This window comes from Wolbachia endosymbiont (group A) of Andrena fulva (assembly GCF_964026815.1).
Taxonomy (GTDB): Bacteria; Pseudomonadota; Alphaproteobacteria; order Rickettsiales; family Anaplasmataceae; genus Wolbachia; species Wolbachia pipientis.
On sequence record NZ_OZ034701.1, the window covers coordinates 1055994 to 1073506 of the forward strand.

The 17513-nt window shown below is 37.5% G+C and carries 15 protein-coding genes and 3 pseudogenes; 8 read left to right on the forward strand and 10 right to left on the reverse strand.

Annotated features, from left to right (window positions below; translation table 11 throughout):
• The 3 genes and pseudogenes from AAGD84_RS05260 to AAGD84_RS05270 all read left to right on the forward strand — a co-directional run.
• Positions 1-876 (forward strand): protease modulator HflC, encoded by an 876-nt coding sequence (locus AAGD84_RS05260; protein WP_341817909.1) that lies wholly within the window; start codon positions 1-3, stop codon positions 874-876.
• A 3-nt stretch (positions 877-879) separates the two neighbouring features.
• Entirely contained in the window at positions 880-2364 is a 1485-nt protein-coding gene (locus AAGD84_RS05265; RefSeq protein WP_341817911.1) for a DegQ family serine endoprotease, read from the forward strand.
• Positions 2365-2594: 230 nt separating this feature from the next.
• A pseudogene (locus AAGD84_RS05270) lies at positions 2595-3275 on the forward strand (hypothetical protein); the annotation flags it as partial.
• Positions 3276-3304: 29 nt separating this feature from the next.
• Here the strand turns inward: AAGD84_RS05270 and AAGD84_RS05275 are convergent.
• Positions 3305-3577: pseudogene (locus tag AAGD84_RS05275) on the reverse strand (transposase); the annotation flags it as partial.
• 63 nt (positions 3578-3640) lie between these two features.
• Between AAGD84_RS05275 and AAGD84_RS05280 the strand changes: the two are divergent.
• Positions 3641-4500, forward strand: a protein-coding gene (locus AAGD84_RS05280) for an IS630 family transposase (RefSeq protein WP_264705388.1) whose coding sequence is annotated in 2 segments (ribosomal slippage) — positions 3641-3965 and positions 3965-4500 — 861 coding nt in all. Because the reading frame shifts where the segments join, the coding sequence is not laid out codon by codon here.
• A 26-nt stretch (positions 4501-4526) separates the two neighbouring features.
• Positions 4527-4940, forward strand: a pseudogene (gene terL / locus AAGD84_RS05285) (phage terminase large subunit); the annotation flags it as partial.
• A gap of 40 nt (positions 4941-4980) precedes the next feature.
• Here the strand turns inward: terL and AAGD84_RS05290 are convergent.
• From AAGD84_RS05290 to AAGD84_RS05330, 9 genes are all read right to left on the reverse strand, one after another.
• Positions 4981-6039 carry a hypothetical protein gene (locus AAGD84_RS05290; protein ID WP_341817912.1) on the reverse strand — a complete coding sequence of 353 codons (1059 nt, stop codon included), beginning with the start codon at positions 6037-6039 and terminating at the stop codon, positions 4981-4983.
• Entirely contained in the window at positions 6033-6158 is a 126-nt protein-coding gene (locus AAGD84_RS05295) for a hypothetical protein (RefSeq protein ID WP_341817913.1), read from the reverse strand. The genes AAGD84_RS05290 and AAGD84_RS05295 overlap by 7 nt, the downstream gene beginning before the upstream one ends.
• A gap of 11 nt (positions 6159-6169) precedes the next feature.
• Positions 6170-7471 (reverse strand): group II intron reverse transcriptase/maturase, encoded by a 1302-nt coding sequence (gene ltrA / locus AAGD84_RS05300; protein ID WP_338476458.1) that lies wholly within the window; start codon positions 7469-7471, stop codon positions 6170-6172.
• Positions 7456-7968 (reverse strand): hypothetical protein, encoded by a 513-nt coding sequence (locus AAGD84_RS05305; RefSeq protein ID WP_245611107.1) that lies wholly within the window; start codon positions 7966-7968, stop codon positions 7456-7458. The genes ltrA and AAGD84_RS05305 overlap by 16 nt, the downstream gene beginning before the upstream one ends.
• Entirely contained in the window at positions 7874-9304 is a 1431-nt protein-coding gene (locus tag AAGD84_RS05310) for a hypothetical protein (RefSeq protein ID WP_341817914.1), read from the reverse strand. The genes AAGD84_RS05305 and AAGD84_RS05310 overlap by 95 nt, the downstream gene beginning before the upstream one ends.
• Before the next feature lie 41 nt (positions 9305-9345).
• Complete coding sequence (locus AAGD84_RS05315; RefSeq protein WP_264722905.1) at positions 9346-9540, reverse strand: hypothetical protein; 195 nt, start codon at positions 9538-9540, stop codon at positions 9346-9348.
• Positions 9541-9833: 293 nt separating this feature from the next.
• Positions 9834-11339 carry a hypothetical protein gene (locus AAGD84_RS05320; RefSeq protein ID WP_341817915.1) on the reverse strand — a complete coding sequence of 502 codons (1506 nt, stop codon included), beginning with the start codon at positions 11337-11339 and terminating at the stop codon, positions 9834-9836.
• Positions 11340-11727: 388 nt separating this feature from the next.
• On the reverse strand, positions 11728-12381 hold the full coding sequence (locus AAGD84_RS05325) for a transposase (RefSeq protein WP_138264789.1): 654 nt from the start codon (positions 12379-12381) through the stop codon (positions 11728-11730).
• 37 nt (positions 12382-12418) lie between these two features.
• Positions 12419-12625: a hypothetical protein gene (locus AAGD84_RS05330; RefSeq protein WP_182309225.1), complete on the reverse strand. Its 207-nt coding sequence runs from the start codon at positions 12623-12625 to the stop codon at positions 12419-12421.
• Between the two features lie 429 nt (positions 12626-13054).
• Here AAGD84_RS05330 and AAGD84_RS05335 point away from each other — a divergent pair, with 429 nt between their 5' ends.
• The 3 genes from AAGD84_RS05335 to AAGD84_RS05345 all read left to right on the forward strand — a co-directional run bounded on the left by AAGD84_RS05335 (position 13055) and on the right by AAGD84_RS05345 (position 17327).
• Complete coding sequence (locus AAGD84_RS05335; RefSeq protein ID WP_341817917.1) at positions 13055-14353, forward strand: hypothetical protein; 1299 nt, start codon at positions 13055-13057, stop codon at positions 14351-14353.
• 293 nt (positions 14354-14646) lie between these two features.
• A complete protein-coding gene (locus tag AAGD84_RS05340; RefSeq protein WP_264722905.1) occupies positions 14647-14841 on the forward strand; it encodes a hypothetical protein in 195 nt (64 codons plus the stop codon).
• Between the two features lie 41 nt (positions 14842-14882).
• Positions 14883-17327, forward strand: coding sequence for a hypothetical protein (locus AAGD84_RS05345; protein ID WP_341817918.1), 2445 nt, complete (start codon positions 14883-14885; stop codon positions 17325-17327).
• The last annotated feature ends 186 nt before the right edge of the window (positions 17328-17513 follow it).

Below are 17513 nucleotides of genomic sequence, written 5' to 3' on the forward strand. Positions count from 1 at the left end.
ATGAGTAGTAATATTAAAATTGTTTTTGTTTCTGTATTTGTTGTTTTATTGTTGATTGCTTTATCTAATTCAATATTTGTTGTGCAAGAAACAAAGCAAGCAATAGTTATACAACTGGGTAAAGTTGTAAGGGATGTTAGGGAAAGTGGCTTATATTTTAAGTTGCCATTCATAAATAGTGTAGAGTTTCTTGATAAAAGAGTTTTAGATTTAAGTCCTGATAAGATCCCAAGGGAAGTGATAACAGCGGATCAAAAACGTATTATAGTAGATGCGTATGCAAAATATAAAATAACAAATCCTGTTACTTTTTACCAGGCTGTGAGGAATGAATCAGGTCTGGTTAGAAGATTATATCCGGTTATAGAAGCTCACATAAGAGAAAATATAGGCAGATTTTCGTTGATTAGCTTGTTGAATGAAAAAAGATCAGAGGTTATGCAATTGATTCAGCGTGGAGTTTATTCTGAAGCTGAAAAATTTGGCATAGAAATAATAGATGTAAGAATTAAGAGAGCAGATTTACCAGAAGAAAATAGTTCTGCAATATTTCGCCGTATGCAAACTGAAAGGGAAAAAGAAGCAAAAGAAATTAGAGCAGAAGGAGAGCAAGCTGGGCAGGAAGTTAGATCAAAAGCTGATAAATTAAAAAGGGAAATTATCTCCAGTGCAGTAAAAGAATCGTACGAAATAAGGGGCCGTGGTTATGCTGAAGCAACTAGAATTTATAATGAGGCATTTAAGGTTGATGAAGAGTTCTTTAACTTTTATCGCTCTATGAGCGCTTACAGTAAATCATTTGCCGAAAATAATACTAAATTTGTACTTTCACCAAACAATAACTTTTTAGATATTTTAAATAAGGGGTGGAAATAGTCTATGAAAATTATTTTATCTATATTTGCATGTTTTTTGATTTCATTCTCTTCATACGCTAATGTGTTCGACTGGAACGCAAAAAAAGTTGTTAATGCTAGCAATACTGGATGTAACTGTAATCAAGGACTTGCCGATCTAGTGGAAGAACTCATTCCTGCGGTTGTAAATATTTCAAGCGAACAAATAATCAAACAAGAAAATAACAGCAGAACTAGAGTTCCATCTATGCCAGGAAATAATTTTTTTGATGATTTTAGAGAGTTTTTTGAGCATTTTGATCAGTTTTTTATGGATAGGGGCCCTAGTGTTAACAAAGAGGTGGTGTTGCTTGGTTCTGGGTTTATTATAGATAAAGGTGGAACTATAGTAACCAATTATCACGTTATTAAAAACGCCAAAGATATCACAGTTACTATGAACGATAATACTTATTTCAAAGCAGAAGTTTTAGGCTATGATGCAAGAACTGATCTTGCTGTGCTTAAGATTAATTCTGATAAAGATCTTTCTTCTGTTGCATTTGGTGATTCTGATAAAGCAAGGGTTGGTGATACGGTTATGGCAATAGGTAACCCATTTGGTTTGGGTGGCTCTGTAAGCACAGGAATTATATCTGCAAGGTCCAGGGACATTAGTATTGGCACTATGAATGAATTTATTCAAACTGATGCTGCAATTAATAGGGGTAACTCTGGAGGACCGTTATTTGATTTAAATGGAAAAGTTATAGGTATTAATACTGCTATCTATTCTCCATCTGAGTCTGGCGGCAACGTGGGTATAGGTTTTGCCATACCATCTAATTTAGCTATGTCAATTATTGACACATTAAAAAGTGGCAAAAAAATAAAACATGGTTGGCTTGGTGTGCAAGTTCAGCCTATAACGAAAGAATTTGCTGAGTCCTTGGGTTTAAAAGATATAAAAGGCGCATTGGTTGCAAGTATAGTAAAGGATAGTCCTGCAGAAAAAGGTGGGATTAAAGTAGGTGATATATTATTAGAATTTGACGGTAAAAAAATCGATAGAATGACACAATTACCTCAAATGGTTTCAAGAGCTGGACCTGAGAAAAAAGTGCAAGTTAAGTTACTTAGAAAGAGCAAAGAGGTTAATATTAAAGTTGTGATCGGAGAATCTACAAATGATGGCCAAGATAACAATCAAGAAGAAAATAAATCAACATCTGATTATGTAACCGGTTTAACTGTTTCAAATCTGCCAAAAGAATCAAAAGAAAGTAAAAATAATGTACCTACAAAAGGTGTGATAGTTACCAATGTAGATAGTAACAGTAATGCCACGTTGCGTGGTATTAAAAAAGGAGACATTATTATCCAATTAGATGGAACCGATATAGAAAATACTAATGATTTTCAAAAACAAGTTGATTCAGCAGTAAAGAAAAACGGTAAAGATTCAATAATGTTGCTCATTTACCGCAATGGAAATCAATTCTTTACTTCGATAAAGTTGAAGAAGTAATTTTATTCACTAAATTTACAAAACAGTAGTGTTGTAAGCTCGCTACTGTAACACTTCAATCTTATAAAATAAATAAAAATCTACACTAGATTTCTTGCATAACCATATAAAAAATCAAAGGATGTCATTCCAGTGTCAGCTACTTGCATGACGCCGTCATAAAGGAACCAGTGTCGGCCACTTGGATAACACCATAGGGGTTACTTGGGTGATACTATAGGAGGTCTAACATGAACTTTCTAAAATTCATTGAACTGTGCTTTCAAACAGTGGTGCCGGGATGTGAGTATAATGATTATCAGTACATAAAAGTCATAGCAGACAGGCTGGAAGCAGCGAATGCTGGCGAAGTAAGGCGCATAATATTCAATATGCCTCCGCGTTCAATGAAGTCCATATGTATGAGTGTTGCGTGGCCCGCATGGATACTGGGAAATCAGCCAACTGCAAGAATAATAGTTGCAAGTTATTCTAAGTTGCTTAGTGAAAAACATTCGCTTGATACGAGGTGCATAATGCAATCTGATTGGTATAAAAAGCTATTTCCAGAAGTAGAACTATCCAAAGACCAGAACACTAAATATAAATTCCAAACAGTGCAGAGAGGATTTAGAATCGCAACATCAGTTGGAGGAACATTAACCGGTGAAGGTGGTGACTTTATTATTGTGGATGATCCGCTTAACCCTGCTCAAGCTTTGAGTGAAACATTTAGAAAACGTGCCACAAACTGGTTCGATCAGACTTTAGTAACGAGACTCAACGATAGAAAAAAAGGAGTAATTGTGCTTGTGATGCATAGGCTCCACCTGGAAGACTTAACTGGGCACCTCTTATCCAAGCCAAAAAACATATGGCATCACATTTGTTTGCCAATGATTTCTGAAAATAAGGAGGTTATTTATTCAATTATAGCATTTCTCATAATAGTCCGAACAGGTCATAGGAAGGCAGAATCAACAGCACGACGAAAGGATTCGAATAGAGGAATGTTTTTCCTGGCTCTGTTTTTTATAGCAAACCAATGATGCTCAATTTTGTTGAAATCTGGAGAATAAGGCGGCAGATACAAAATTTCTGCACCAACCCCTTTAGCAAGCTCGATAATCTTATCAGACTTATGAAAAGTAGCATTGTCAAGAATGACAGTCTGTCCAGGTTCCAAGATCGGTGTCAAAAATTGCTCAAACCATCCATTAAAAACATCCATATTATAGCTCTTTCCATAAAAGTCCGGATGTGATAGGATAAGGGTAGATGATGATAAGGAGGTTGAATGCCAGCAGCATATAGTTATGATTTAAGAAAAAAAGCAATGGAAGCGCTAGACGAAGGAGAAAGCAGAGAAACAGTGGCAGCAAGATTTAAGATTGGACGAACTACTTTATGGGAGTGGCAGCAAAGAAGAAAAGAAACAGGAGACTTTCAATCAAAAAAACTTGGAAATGGGGGTTACAATCACAAAATTACCGACTGGGATACCTTTGCCAAATTTGCCAGAGAACACGGAGGAAAGACTCTATCGGAAATGGCTAAACTTTGGAACAACGTTAGTATCCAAACGATCTATCGAGCCCTTAAAAAAATTGGATTTACGCGCAAAAAAAGACATATGGATACAAGGAAAGAAACGAAGAAAAACGTGCTGAATTTTTGAAAATTATAGCGACAAAAGAACCTAAAAACTTAGTGTATATAGATGAGTCTGGCATTGATAACACCGAAGACTACCCCTACGGATATTGCCAGAAAGGACAGCGGTTTTATGCCTTAAAATCTGGAAAGAAAACTCAACGAATCAGTATGGTTGCAGCCTTAAGTGGAAGAAAGATAGTTGTTCCGTTAACCTTTGAAGGCCACTGTAATATGGATGTTTTTAATGGATGGTTTGAGCAATTTTTGACACCGATCTTGGAACCTGGACAGACTGTCATTCTTGACAATGCTACTTTTCATAAGTCTGATAAGATTATCGAGCTTGCTAAAGGGGTTGGTGCAGAAATTTTGTATCTGCCGCCTTATTCTCCAGATTTCAACAAAATTGAGCATCATTGGTTTGCTATAAAAAACAGAGCCAGGAAAAACATTCCTCTATTCGAATCCTTTCGTCGTGCTGTTGATTCTGCCTTCCTATGACCTGTTCGGACTATTATGAGAAATGCTATAAATTCTATTTACTTGATGTATATCGAGCAAAGCTTGAGTACCCAAAGCTTAAAGAGCAAGTTCTGTCACTAGCTGCAAGATGGACGCCACACGCAATTTTGATTGAAGCAAAAACAAGTGGTCAGCAATTAACACAAGAGCTAAAAGCAAACAGTGATCTACCCATTATCGAAATAATTCCACACAATGACAAACTCACTCGATTTTATCAAATTGTTCCGGTGATAGAGTCTGGCAGGGTTTTTCTGCCACAGCAAGCAATATGGCTCAATGATTTTGAGTATGAGATTTTAATGTTCCCAGAAGCCCGTTATGATGATCAAGTGGACAGTACGGTACAATATTTACAATGGACAAGAAAAAACCACCGACAGCATCCCCAGGGTCAGGGGCTTTGGCCCCAACCCTAATAAAACACTTGGGTGGCTGAGAGCAGTGAAATTAATAAGCCTAACACTTACCTATTTGATGAGAGGAACTACTCAAACTTAACGACTCCAGCCTTGAAAGTGGTAAAGAATCTCTTTTCGGAGATTTTCTTGGACTACCTCCATCTTCAGGCGATGGAGACTTACGTTTTGGCGATCTTTCTCCAGTATTCTCACAATCCATAGACTCATAACCACTTGTTGTTGCCTCAGCTTTTGAGCTTACGTTTTCAGCATCAGTTACGAACCCGGAAGAGTAACCGCTGCTGCTGTCATCCTTTTTACTCTCCTCTATCTTTTTAAAGGTAGTAGTAGTATTTCTAGTACCTTTAGCAGGCCATTGCTCTTTCCTAAACGACTCTACTTCCGAACCATCATAATCACGGTTAATCCAGTATCCACCTTTGTCTTTTGTAATTGAAATATATTCTAATACGCTTTCATCGGGATAACAGGTTTTAATTGCTTTTTTAGGGGATAACCCATGTTCTTGCACCTGAAAATTTACCCATTTGTCCTTTTCAGATTTCACTGCCTTTTCGACGATGTTAATGTCGATATCTTTTATTTCTACTTTTCCCTCATGCTCCCGACTAAAAAGTTCTTTTAAGTTAAGTAAGGCACCACGACTTATATTAGCAACAACTGTTGTTTCTTGGTTTTCCTCACAACTAGAAAGAAATTTAAATGGAAACTCATTGAGATCACAGGCTTCTTTCTTATTGACACGATACTCTTCTTTCGTTTTATCTATTATCTCCTCTAAATACTCTTTTACATCAACACTATCATCAATTAAACTAGCAATCTTCCCATTTTTTACAATAAAGTTAGTATGAGGAGGATCCAAAGCATAATTATTTAAGTTAAACCAATAAAGCAATGCTTTAAACAACTTTTCTTCTTCCTTTTCCTTAGTAACTTGCTGTTTTTCAGGTTCCTTATTACAAATGTTCGCCGTATCTTTTGGAGAATCTTCAGAAACCCCAGAATTTAAGGACATTGAATCATTCCATGCTATAGGAGAAGGAATCGATGATGATCTACAGGTCATTTTCTGATCCCGAATCTCTATTAGCATACTTTGTTCGGTAGAAGCTGTAGCTTTACTCCTCTCGTTTGAGTTTTATTACTACAACTCCCCCTAAAGAACCGTGCTTGCAGATTTCCCGCACACGGCTCATCAATATTAGTTTTCACAGTCGTCCCTCTTATGCATATAAAGAAAAATGTATTTTTGGCTTTGGTAATGGATTTACTTCTACGTAGTGTACAAACTGTTCCCAGGTCATACTCTTTTTCTGACTACGCCGATTTATCCATTTAAATGCTAGCTTTCTTACTGATGTGTAAAATTGTTTCAAACACCAATAATTTCCGCTAATACCAAAGTAGTTATAGTGTCCTGTTAATTTAGCCTTCAGTACTTGCCACCAATCTTTAAGTCGAATACTTCCGCGGACTATTTTCAACCACTCCTTGATTTCTTTTAGTTTTCTGGCTAGATTTAACTTAGAGGTTTTATGTCCCATCATTAATCTACCACGACGACTTTTTGCACCATAGTGCGTAAACCCCAGAAAATTGAAACTTTCCGTCCTTCGTTTCTCTCTTATCGCTCGTTGCCACTCCCTCTTGCCAAACTTTACTACTCTGGTCTTGTTTTCAGATACTTCCAACCCAAATTTATTTAGCCTTTGTTTCAGTAATTCCAGAAATTCTTCCGCGTCTACCTTACTTTCGCAACAAACCACAAAATCATCGCAAAACCTTATTACTTGTATATATCCTCTGGATCTTGGTTTAAATTTCTTTTCTATCCATAAATCCAACACATAATGTAAGTATATATTTGCTAATACAGGACTTACTATACCGCCTTGTGGTGTACCTTGTTTTGTTGCTTCATAATTTCCAGCTTCGACTATCCCTGCCTTGAGAAACCGCTTTACTAACCACAGCAAATTTGGGTCAGTTATTCGTTCCCTTAGACACCTCATTAGCCATTTATGCTGTATATTATCGTAGAACTTCTTGATATCCACTTCTACAATGTAGTTTATTGGCTTGTACATAACTGCTTTATCTAGTGCATTTACCGCTTGATGACAGTTTCTTCCTGGTCGAAATCCATATGAGCTGTCCAGAAAGTTTGCCTCGTAAATATTTTCTAATATCTTCTTCAGCATAATCTGTACTAATTTATCCTCGGTCGATGGTATTCCGAGTCCGCGTTTCTCTTTACTTCCAGCTTTCGGTATATATACCCTCTTTACTGGTTGTGGTTGATATTGCTTCCTCTTCATACTTTCTACTAGCACTTCGAGTTTCTCATTCAGATTTTCTCCGTATGATTCCACTGTTATCTGGTCTACTCCACAAGCCTTGTTACGCTTCAGTTCTTTATAACATCTCGCAAGATTCTCTGTATTTATCAGATGGACTAACGATGTGAATTTTAGTCGCTTATCTTGCTTTGCTCTTACTGCTATCTGGTTTAGTTTATATCGCATGTTATTCCTACCTCCGTTGTATTGGCATAGCAATCCCTATTCCAGTTACTATATTGCTGATCGCTTCCCCTTGTACGTGGCTTTCCCACATTCTGAGTACTATCAATCAGTCCGACTTCCCCTGCATCTTCCGCTAGTTCTTGCCTTTGTTGACTTGTTCCAACGTACCTTAATAGGAATGCATGGGATCTCCCAAGTTCACTTGAAGTCCATTTCAATACATGGCACGGTCTCAGATCCCGATAGAGTGAGTGATAACTTGCCTTTACGTTATCCTTCATGCTGTCTTCCATGGCCATGAACATGTCGACCTCTATGTCTTCAGGTATTTCGGGACTCCACTCCTTCACTTCCGTTGTGCCCTGCATTGTCCATCCCACTAGCTCTATTACACTCGTTACCTCATGCAACATAGTGGTCTGTTCCAAACTGTTGGCTAGACTTTGTTTGTGTTGGATTTTCACCAACTGTTCTCCAAGCACTTCTTGGCGCACCATAATCACCTTCCGATAATGAAAGTTCTCTAAGCATCGACGGTTGTGACATTAACGGTTTCCGTCTACATCTGCTCGTGTATGACCTGCGTGGCATATCGTCCGTTTGCTGAGAAGAAGTACTAGCCTGACCTATCCCCTCCCGAAGCACCCGAAACAGCCTCCCTGTTTCTTCCTCTTTTTTTGATCTTCGCCTGGGATGCTTCTCTAACTCTTCACCACGACTTCGCTTGGGAAACTCCCGTGTCGGTGATGCTTCAGCTAATAGCGTTCGAGGAAGCTCATGGTCAATGGACAGTTCATGTTTTGCATTGATTACAGAGCTTTCTATAATTTTAGTTATCATACAGTGAGAAATTTCTTTATTAGAAAAGTCTATGCCATATACCCCACTGCTTCCATTTACTTTGAATGTTGCTTGAGTTTTATCACTCATATCATCAAGTACAGGATTATTAAATTTATGATTTATATCACGTGCTTCTTCCTTTGTTAAAAACCTAGTTCCTCTATTACTTAGTATAACAGGTATAAGAATTGAGGTTTCCTCTCTATTCAAAGGAGAGGCACACAAAAAGGCACTTGTCACCACACGTGTTGATGGATCAAGAACTTCCATTATCAAATCTTTAAATGCCCTTACATCACTACGAATTTTGCTATCAGCTTGAAGATCACGGCCTATAAGCCATGTGGCACGCCGTGTTACACTATCAATAAAACGAGCGTCATCAAAAACGTCCCTGATATATACACTATTGTCTCCACCCTCCAGAGGGTTCTTAGGAGCATTCTCATATCTTTCCCTCATCCTTGATAAAAACTCACGCTCAAATTCCTTGCGTAATTTTTTATTAGGAAATTTAGAATGACACAAATATTTTTCCTTGTTGAATGAGTTAGTAACTATGCTACAAGTTGGCATATCTTCTAAAACATCCTTTACAAGTGAAGAAGCCAAATGAGACTTCAAATTAAAAATTACACCTTGATCTATAGGTGCTACAAACTCAATCCTACCTTGTTTACCTACAGACCAGCCTCCTTTATAGTCGTTAAATGGAAAAGATTTAACATCAAAAATTAACTTGGCTGTATTTAACACTACCTCATCCGTATCTCCTTCTTCAATACCGTAGAACTCACCTACTATCTTCCTTTTTATATTGTAAAGATATTCGCTACACTGATAATCCTCCATACCTTTATCAAATGAGACTACGATACAGTCCTTCCCGTACCTGCTTTGCAGCGTAAAATTAGTTTTAACTGTATTACGAGCATAATTATGTACATTAAAAGCACTAACCAATGCTCTTACTGTTTTTGTATTAGGCATACCAACCTCCCCATTTTTAAATTACAACAGCTACTCTTTACTTAACGTCTAGGACCACCGGGATTATTTTTTTGCTCAGACTGACGCCTCCTTTCTTCTATCTCCTTGGCTTTTTCACGATGATCATCAAGCCTTGCTCCTTTAACTCCCAGCAATTGTCCACCACCTGGTCCCTCATTCCGCTCATCCCATTCTTTTTCTCCCTTGAACCTTTCCTTACCATTATCATTTGGCATATTGCCCTCCAGTAAAAATATTATGTAATTAATATACTAAAAATAAAATTAAGTGCAAGCACTTTTTTATATTTTTTTTCAAAAAATTTTATTCACTCTTTTTCATAAAATTCAGTTTTCTAGATTCCAGCGTCACGCGCTGGAATGACAAGAAAGAGGTACCAAAAAGAGTAAAATTCCTTTTTCTTGTCGCCTTAGTAGCCATTCTAACATAGAATGGCATCCCAACTAAGAAGGGTGTCATCCCAGTGCCCAGACACTGGGATCTAGTCTTTTTGTCATCTAAAGCTACACTAGTATCCCCTTGATGGTGCTCTTTCTGGTGCCTTTCCCATTGAATCCACATGATTATTAACTTTTACATTACTACATTCGCTTGCTGGCTGAGCATTACTTACAGAACCTTCATTCTCAGCATCATTCCAAACACCAACTGTAAAATCGTATTCATAATCAGCAACAGAACTTTTGACAGATTGATTCGGAGCTCTTCTGTTAGCTTGATTAGATTGCTCTGGGACTTCTCTGTTAGAAGCAGATTCCCGAGCAGATTGTCCTGAAGCACTTCCGCTAGGAATAGAACTCTCAGCAGATTGATTCGAAGCTTCTTTGCTAGAAATAGAGCTTTGAGCAGGCCGGCTTGGAGTGCTTCCGTGGGTCTCTAGGTTTTTTCTTATTTGCCAATCACTATCGCATCTTTGCACTCTCCGATTTTGTACCTTCCCCGTCGTATTCGTTGCAGTCTTTGGATCAGGTGGACACACCCCTTTCTTCGGCTTCGCTTTTTTGTCTTCTTTATTTACTTCTTGTTTTGGCAAATTCTCAATATCCTCCTTACCTCTATCATGTGTTTGCACAAAAGGCACTCGATCTTTCAGAGAATTCGACAAAAGATCAAGCTCTGGTTTGCTCAGAGGAATTGGCCTTACAAATCCTGGTGAAATTTCAAAAAGGAAAACTGGCACTTTAGGCTTTTCTCTTTCATCTACCTTGATTTCTACGTCTTTATGAACTTCTTTAATTGCTTCTTCCTTTAATGATGTTTTTTCTGCTTTTTTATCTTCTTTTTCTGTAGATGCCGCTACCGCAGCCGCCAACTCAACTCCAAACATCTCTGCGAACATTGTAACAATCCATCCGACAACGGCCATTTGTAACCTGAGTTTCAGATCTTGCAATGCAGTTAATCTTTCTAACGCCCTTGCAAACTCTTCTTCTGATAACTCACCACTGCCTAATTTTTCCTGCAATTCTTTTATCTCTTTGTCCAACCTCTGATTGAAACTTAAATCGCGTGCAAAAATCTTCTTGATTAACTCCTTAAGCTTGTCACGCATAAATTTAATTATCGAAAGAAGCCAATTTTTTTCTTTCTTCTCCTTGAGCATTTGGTAGATTTTCGGATCATCTACATTTACTTCAAAAAGGTTAAAGAGAGCTTCAAAGAAATTCCAGAAATCTCCGAGTACTCTTCCTTTTTCACAAGTGAAGTAATCCTCATCATCACCTTCTCCGATATGTAGCTCTGCTTGAGATGGGATTTCATCGATACAACTAAAAGCCTGACGCTCACACTCGAGCCTCCTGAGCAAATCTTGTCTGGTAAGCTCCTCTATGGCTGCTTTTAGTTCATTTAACTTCTGCTCTGCAGAGAAATCTTGCTCCCTGATTTTTCCTTGGAAGATTGAGCTACCGTTTCCGTTATTATCTGAAAAATTTTCCATTATTTTTGCCTCCTCAATAAAATTACTGCCTTTGTTGTTACCTGAAAAGCTTTCCACCATTTTTACTTCCTTCATAAAACTTAATAATTTAATTCTACAGTACTAAATATTTAAGAACTATTAATGTAAAGATGTCAATAAAATTATTTACATTTTTACACTATATATATTATATCATACGCCATTTAACCTTTCAATAATATTTTTTATTCTTGCTGCTTTTTCAAGCTCTAGCACGCGCTTTCCTTAAATTGGTTCTTATTAGTGTTCACTTTTGCCTCTACCACCACTTTTTCTTGTAAAATATTTGATATAGATTTTATTATATTCTTTGGCATAACATTTGCAACATACTTTATCTATAAATGGAAATTATTATACTTGCAGCTAGACACAATTTGAAATAATTTACCTATAAAGTTAAGGAACGAGATCCCAGATACTGTCTCTGCTGTCAAACAAATTATCCAACAAAATTACAATTAAATGGTTGATTATTTTTAAGAATACCAAAAAAGACATGCATTAATTTTCGCATTAACGCAAGAACTATGACTTTTGGACATTTGCCTTTACTTGCTAGACGCTGACAAAACTTTTGAAAATGATTATTATGGTTTTTGACTACTATAGCTGGCATATAAAGAGCTTTTCGAATACGCTCAGATCCTATTTTGCATATGCAACTTCTCTTACTTACTGACGATCCCGATTGATAATGTCCTGGATTTAGACCAGCAAAAGCTGTAAATTGTTTAGCATTGTCAAAGTTATCAACTGATGGCATTTCTGCGACAACAGCAACAGCAGTAAGATATCCTATACCTTTTATAGTCTTAAGGTTTTCCACCATATTTTTTAGATGTGGATAGTTATTTATATGCTCATTAATTTCTTTTTCGAGAACAATAATTTGCTCCTCTATTGCCAAAATTACTTTAGATATAGCTTCTTTGCAACTGGAATGCATATTTTTGTTTTCCAAGCGATTTGTCTGTTGCACCTTATCATCTTTTAGCGATTGCATGCAACGGTAAAGCTCCCTCAAATGCCTCATTTCAGGTGCAATGGGCTTCCAAAGAGCAGGTTTGTTGGCGATACAAAATCTAGCTATCATAGCTGCATCTGATTTATCTGTCTTATTTCTGAGCAGCTCACTTTTGCCAAAAGCTTTCTGGGTTTACTATACTGACATTATGTCCTAAATCGTGCATAAAAGTAGCCAAATCTTCTCCATACCAACTAGTTGCTTCAAGACATAAATGAGTAAGATTTGCTCCATGGCCATTGCACCAAACTACAAGTTTTGCAAAACCATCTTGATTATTTTGAAAGACTTTGTGTCGTTTTTTACTGTCCACTAACAAACATCAAATTTCTTTTTTGAAATATCCACACCCAAAATAGCATTTACTTGCATAAAATTGCCTCCAAGACTATAAATAAACTGAGAGTTTAGACTAACCTTGTAATACGGGATATAATTCCAAAAGATACTGTTCAGTCTTTAACTCTATGGGAGGGAAGCAAAATCTGGCTTAATGGCATTAGTGTCGCATCAGCTTCACCCTCCCTGTGAGGTATTTTAGCTCTAATGCCTCACATCATAAAGATACAAGTGTCACGCACTGGGATGACAGCAGTCCTACGTCATACCGCGATTCATTCGCGGTATAGATTCCGCTAACAAGTAGCGGAATGACGAATTTTTGTTTTTCAAATTATCGTAAGTCACTTTAGCTATATCAGAGCAATAGAGGCAGTGCGTAGAGGAGCTTACCAGACAAGATTTGCTCAGGAGGCTCGAGTGTGAGCGTCAGGCTTTTAGTTGTATCGATGAAATCCCATCTCAAGCAGAGCTACATATCGGAGAAGGTGATGATGAGGATTACTTCACTTGTGAAAAAGGAAGAGTACTCGGAGATTTCTGGAATTTCTTTGAAGCTCTCTTTAACCTTTTTGAAGTAAATGTAGATGATCCGAAAATCTACCAAATGCTCAAGGAGAAGAAAGAAAAAAATTGGCTTCTTTCGATAATTAAATTTATGCGTGACAAGCTTAAGGAGTTAATCAAGAAGATTTTTGCACGCGATTTAAGTTTCAATCAGAGGTTGGACAAAGAGATAAAAGAATTGCAGGAAAAATTAGGCAGTGGTGAGTTATCAGAAGAAGAGTTTGCAAGGGCGTTAGAAAGATTAACTGCATTGCAAGATCTGAAACTCAGGTTACAAATGGCCGTTGTCGGATGGATTGTTACAATGTTCGCAGAGATGTTTGGAGTTGAGTTGGCGGCTGCGGTAGCGGCATCTACAGAAAAAGAAGATAAAAAAGCAGAAAAAACATCATTAAAGGAAGAAGCAATTAAAGAAGTTCATAAAGACGTAGAAATCAAGGTAGATGAAAGAGAAAAGCCTAAAGTGCCAGTTTTCCTTTTTGAAATTTCACCAGGATTTGTAAGGCCAATTCCTCTGAGCAAACCAGAGCTTGATCTTTTGTCGAATTCTCTGAAAGATCGAGTGCCTTTTGTGCAAACACATGATAGAGGTAAGGAGGATATTGAGAATTTGCCAAAACAAGAAGTAAATAAAGAAGACAAAAAAGCGAAGCCGAAGAAAGGGGTGTGTCCACCTGATCCAAAGACTGCAACGAATACGACGGGGAAGGTACAAAATCGGAGAGTGCAAAGATGCGATAGTGATTGGCAAATAAGAAAAAACCTAGAGACCCACGGAAGCACTCCAAGCCGGCCTGCTCAAAGCTCTATTTCTAGCAAAGAAGCTTCGAATCAATCTGCTGAGAGTTCTATTCCTAGCGGAAGTGCTTCAGGACAATCTGCTCGGGAATCTGCTTCTAACAGAGAAGTCCCAGAGCAATCTAATCAAGCTAACAGAAGAGCTCCGAATCAATCTGTCAAAAGTTCTGTTGCTGATTATGAATACGATTTTACAGTTGGTGTTTGGAATGATGCTGAGAATGAAGGTTCTGTAAGTAATGCTCAGCCAGCAAGCGAATGTAGTAATGTAAAAGTTAATAATCATGTGGATTCAATGGGAAAGGCACCAGAAAGAGCACCATCAAGGGGATACTAGTGTAGCTTTAGATGACAAAAAGACTAGATCCCAGTGTCTGGGCACTGGGATGACACCCTTCTTAGTTGGGATGCCATTCTATGTTAGAATGGCTACTAAGGCGACAAGAAAAAGGAATTTTACTCTTTTTGGTACCTCTTTCTTGTCATTCCAGCGCGTGACGCTGGAATCTAGAAAACTGAATTTTATGAAAAAGAGTGAATAAAATTTTTTGAAAAAAAATATAAAAAAGTGCTTGCACTTAATTTTATTTTTAGTATATTAATTACATAATATTTTTACTGGAGGGCAATATGCCAAATGATAATGGTAAGGAAAGGTTCAAGGGAGAAAAAGAATGGGATGAGCGGAATGAGGGACCAGGTGGTGGACAATTGCTGGGAGTTAAAGGAGCAAGGCTTGATGATCATCGTGAAAAAGCCAAGGAGATAGAAGAAAGGAGGCGTCAGTCTGAGCAAAAAAATAATCCCGGTGGTCCTAGACGTTAAGTAAAGAGTAGCTGTTGTAATTTAAAAATGGGGAGGTTGGTATGCCTAATACAAAAACAGTAAGAGCATTGGTTAGTGCTTTTAATGTACATAATTATGCTCGTAATACAGTTAAAACTAATTTTACGCTGCAAAGCAGGTACGGGAAGGACTGTATCGTAGTCTCATTTGATAAAGGTATGGAGGATTATCAGTGTAGCGAATATCTTTACAATATAAAAAGGAAGATAGTAGGTGAGTTCTACGGTATTGAAGAAGGAGATACGGATGAGGTAGTGTTAAATACAGCCAAGTTAATTTTTGATGTTAAATCTTTTCCATTTAACGACTATAAAGGAGGCTGGTCTGTAGGTAAACAAGGTAGGATTGAGTTTGTAGCACCTATAGATCAAGGTGTAATTTTTAATTTGAAGTCTCATTTGGCTTCTTCACTTGTAAAGGATGTTTTAGAAGATATGCCAACTTGTAGCATAGTTACTAACTCATTCAACAAGGAAAAATATTTGTGTCATTCTAAATTTCCTAATAAAAAATTACGCAAGGAATTTGAGCGTGAGTTTTTATCAAGGATGAGGGAAAGATATGAGAATGCTCCTAAGAACCCTCTGGAGGGTGGAGACAATAGTGTATATATCAGGGACGTTTTTGATGACGCTCGTTTTATTGATAGTGTAACACGGCGTGCCACATGGCTTATAGGCCGTGATCTTCAAGCTGATAGCAAAATTCGTAGTGATGTAAGGGCATTTAAAGATTTGATAATGGAAGTTCTTGATCCATCAACACGTGTGGTGACAAGTGCCTTTTTGTGTGCCTCTCCTTTGAATAGAGAGGAAACCTCAATTCTTATACCTGTTATACTAAGTAATAGAGGAACTAGGTTTTTAACAAAGGAAGAAGCACGTGATATAAATCATAAATTTAATAATCCTGTACTTGATGATATGAGTGATAAAACTCAAGCAACATTCAAAGTAAATGGAAGCAGTGGGGTATATGGCATAGACTTTTCTAATAAAGAAATTTCTCACTGTATGATAACTAAAATTATAGAAAGCTCTGTAATCAATGCAAAACATGAACTGTCCATTGACCATGAGCTTCCTCGAACGCTATTAGCTGAAGCATCACCGACACGGGAGTTTCCCAAGCGAAGTCGTGGTGAAGAGTTAGAGAAGCATCCCAGGCGAAGATCAAAAAAAGAGGAAGAAACAGGGAGGCTGTTTCGGGTGCTTCGGGAGGGGATAGGTCAGGCTAGTACTTCTTCTCAGCAAACGGACGATATGCCACGCAGGTCATACACGAGCAGATGTAGACGGAAACCGTTAATGTCACAACCGTCGATGCTTAGAGAACTTTCATTATCGGAAGGTGATTATGAAAGTATGCTAATAGAGATTCGGGATCAGAAAATGACCTGTAGATCATCATCGATTCCTTCTCCTATAGCATGGAATGATTCAATGTCCTTAAATTCTGGGGTTTCTGAAGATTCTCCAAAAGATACGGCGAACATTTGTAATAAGGAACCTGAAAAACAGCAAGTTACTAAGGAAAAGGAAGAAGAAAAGTTGTTTAAAGCATTGCTTTATTGGTTTAACTTAAATAATTATGCTTTGGATCCTCCTCATACTAACTTTATTGTAAAAAATGGGAAGATTGCTAGTTTAATTGATGATAGTGTTGATGTAAAAGAGTATTTAGAGGAGATAATAGATAAAACGAAAGAAGAGTATCGTGTCAATAAGAAAGAAGCCTGTGATCTCAATGAGTTTCCATTTAAATTTCTTTCTAGTTGTGAGGAAAACCAAGAAACAACAGTTGTTGCTAATATAAGTCGTGGTGCCTTACTTAACTTAAAAGAACTTTTTAGTCGGGAGCATGAGGGAAAAGTAGAAATAAAAGATATCGACATTAACATCGTCGAAAAGGCAGTGAAATCTGAAAAGGACAAATGGGTAAATTTTCAGGTGCAAGAACATGGGTTATCCCCTAAAAAAGCAATTAAAACCTGTTATCCCGATGAAAGCGTATTAGAATATATTTCAATTACAAAAGACAAAGGTGGATACTGGATTAACCGTGATTATGATGGTTCGGAAGTAGAGTCGTTTAGGAAAGAGCAATGGCCTGCTAAAGGTACTAGAAATACTACTACTACCTTTAAAAAGATAGAGGAGAGTAAAAAGGATGACAGCAGCAGCGGTTACTCTTCCGGGTTCGTAACTGATGCTGAAAACGTAAGCTCTAAAGCTGAGGCAACAACAAGTGGTTATGAGTCTATGGATTGTGAGAATACTGGAGAAAGATCGCCAAAACGTAAGTCTCCAGAACCTTTAGCTGGAAGTAGTACAACAAAAAAAACTCGAAGCGAAAGCGATAGTTCATCATTTGAAGGGGGAGTAGGTTCACCACGCCCAGGTTTTTCCGGTCCCAGAATCGAACAAGTCCGCGAACAGCTCAATAAAACCGGAATATCAAAATGATAAGGGACCTTTTGGAAACTAACTTAGGTTTATTATCTAATCCACTGCTCTCAGCCATCTAAGCGTTTTATTAGGGTTGGAGCCAAAATCCCTGACCCTGAAAGCACTGGTGTTAGTTTTTCTCATCCATTGCAGATATTGCACCGTACTAAATATTTAAAAAGTATTAATATAAAGATATCAATA

Coding starts and splice junctions, on each gene's coding strand:
- AAGD84_RS05260 (WP_341817909.1), top strand. CDS start 1: ATGAGTAGTAATATTAAAATTGTTTTTGTTTCTGTATTTGTTGTTTTA.
- AAGD84_RS05265 (WP_341817911.1), top strand. CDS start 880: ATGAAAATTATTTTATCTATATTTGCATGTTTTTTGATTTCATTCTCT.
- AAGD84_RS05290 (WP_341817912.1), bottom strand. CDS start 6,039: ATGCTAATAGAGATTCGGGATCAGAAAATGACCTGTAGATCATCATCG.
- ltrA (WP_338476458.1), bottom strand. CDS start 7,471: ATGCGATATAAACTAAACCAGATAGCAGTAAGAGCAAAGCAAGATAAG.
- AAGD84_RS05305 (WP_245611107.1), bottom strand. CDS start 7,968: ATGGTGCGCCAAGAAGTGCTTGGAGAACAGTTGGTGAAAATCCAACAC.
- AAGD84_RS05310 (WP_341817914.1), bottom strand. CDS start 9,304: ATGCCTAATACAAAAACAGTAAGAGCATTGGTTAGTGCTTTTAATGTA.
- AAGD84_RS05315 (WP_264722905.1), bottom strand. CDS start 9,540: ATGCCAAATGATAATGGTAAGGAAAGGTTCAAGGGAGAAAAAGAATGG.
- AAGD84_RS05320 (WP_341817915.1), bottom strand. CDS start 11,339: ATGAAGGAAGTAAAAATGGTGGAAAGCTTTTCAGGTAACAACAAAGGC.
- AAGD84_RS05325 (WP_138264789.1), bottom strand. CDS start 12,381: ATGATAGCTAGATTTTGTATCGCCAACAAACCTGCTCTTTGGAAGCCC.
- AAGD84_RS05340 (WP_264722905.1), top strand. CDS start 14,647: ATGCCAAATGATAATGGTAAGGAAAGGTTCAAGGGAGAAAAAGAATGG.
- AAGD84_RS05345 (WP_341817918.1), top strand. CDS start 14,883: ATGCCTAATACAAAAACAGTAAGAGCATTGGTTAGTGCTTTTAATGTA.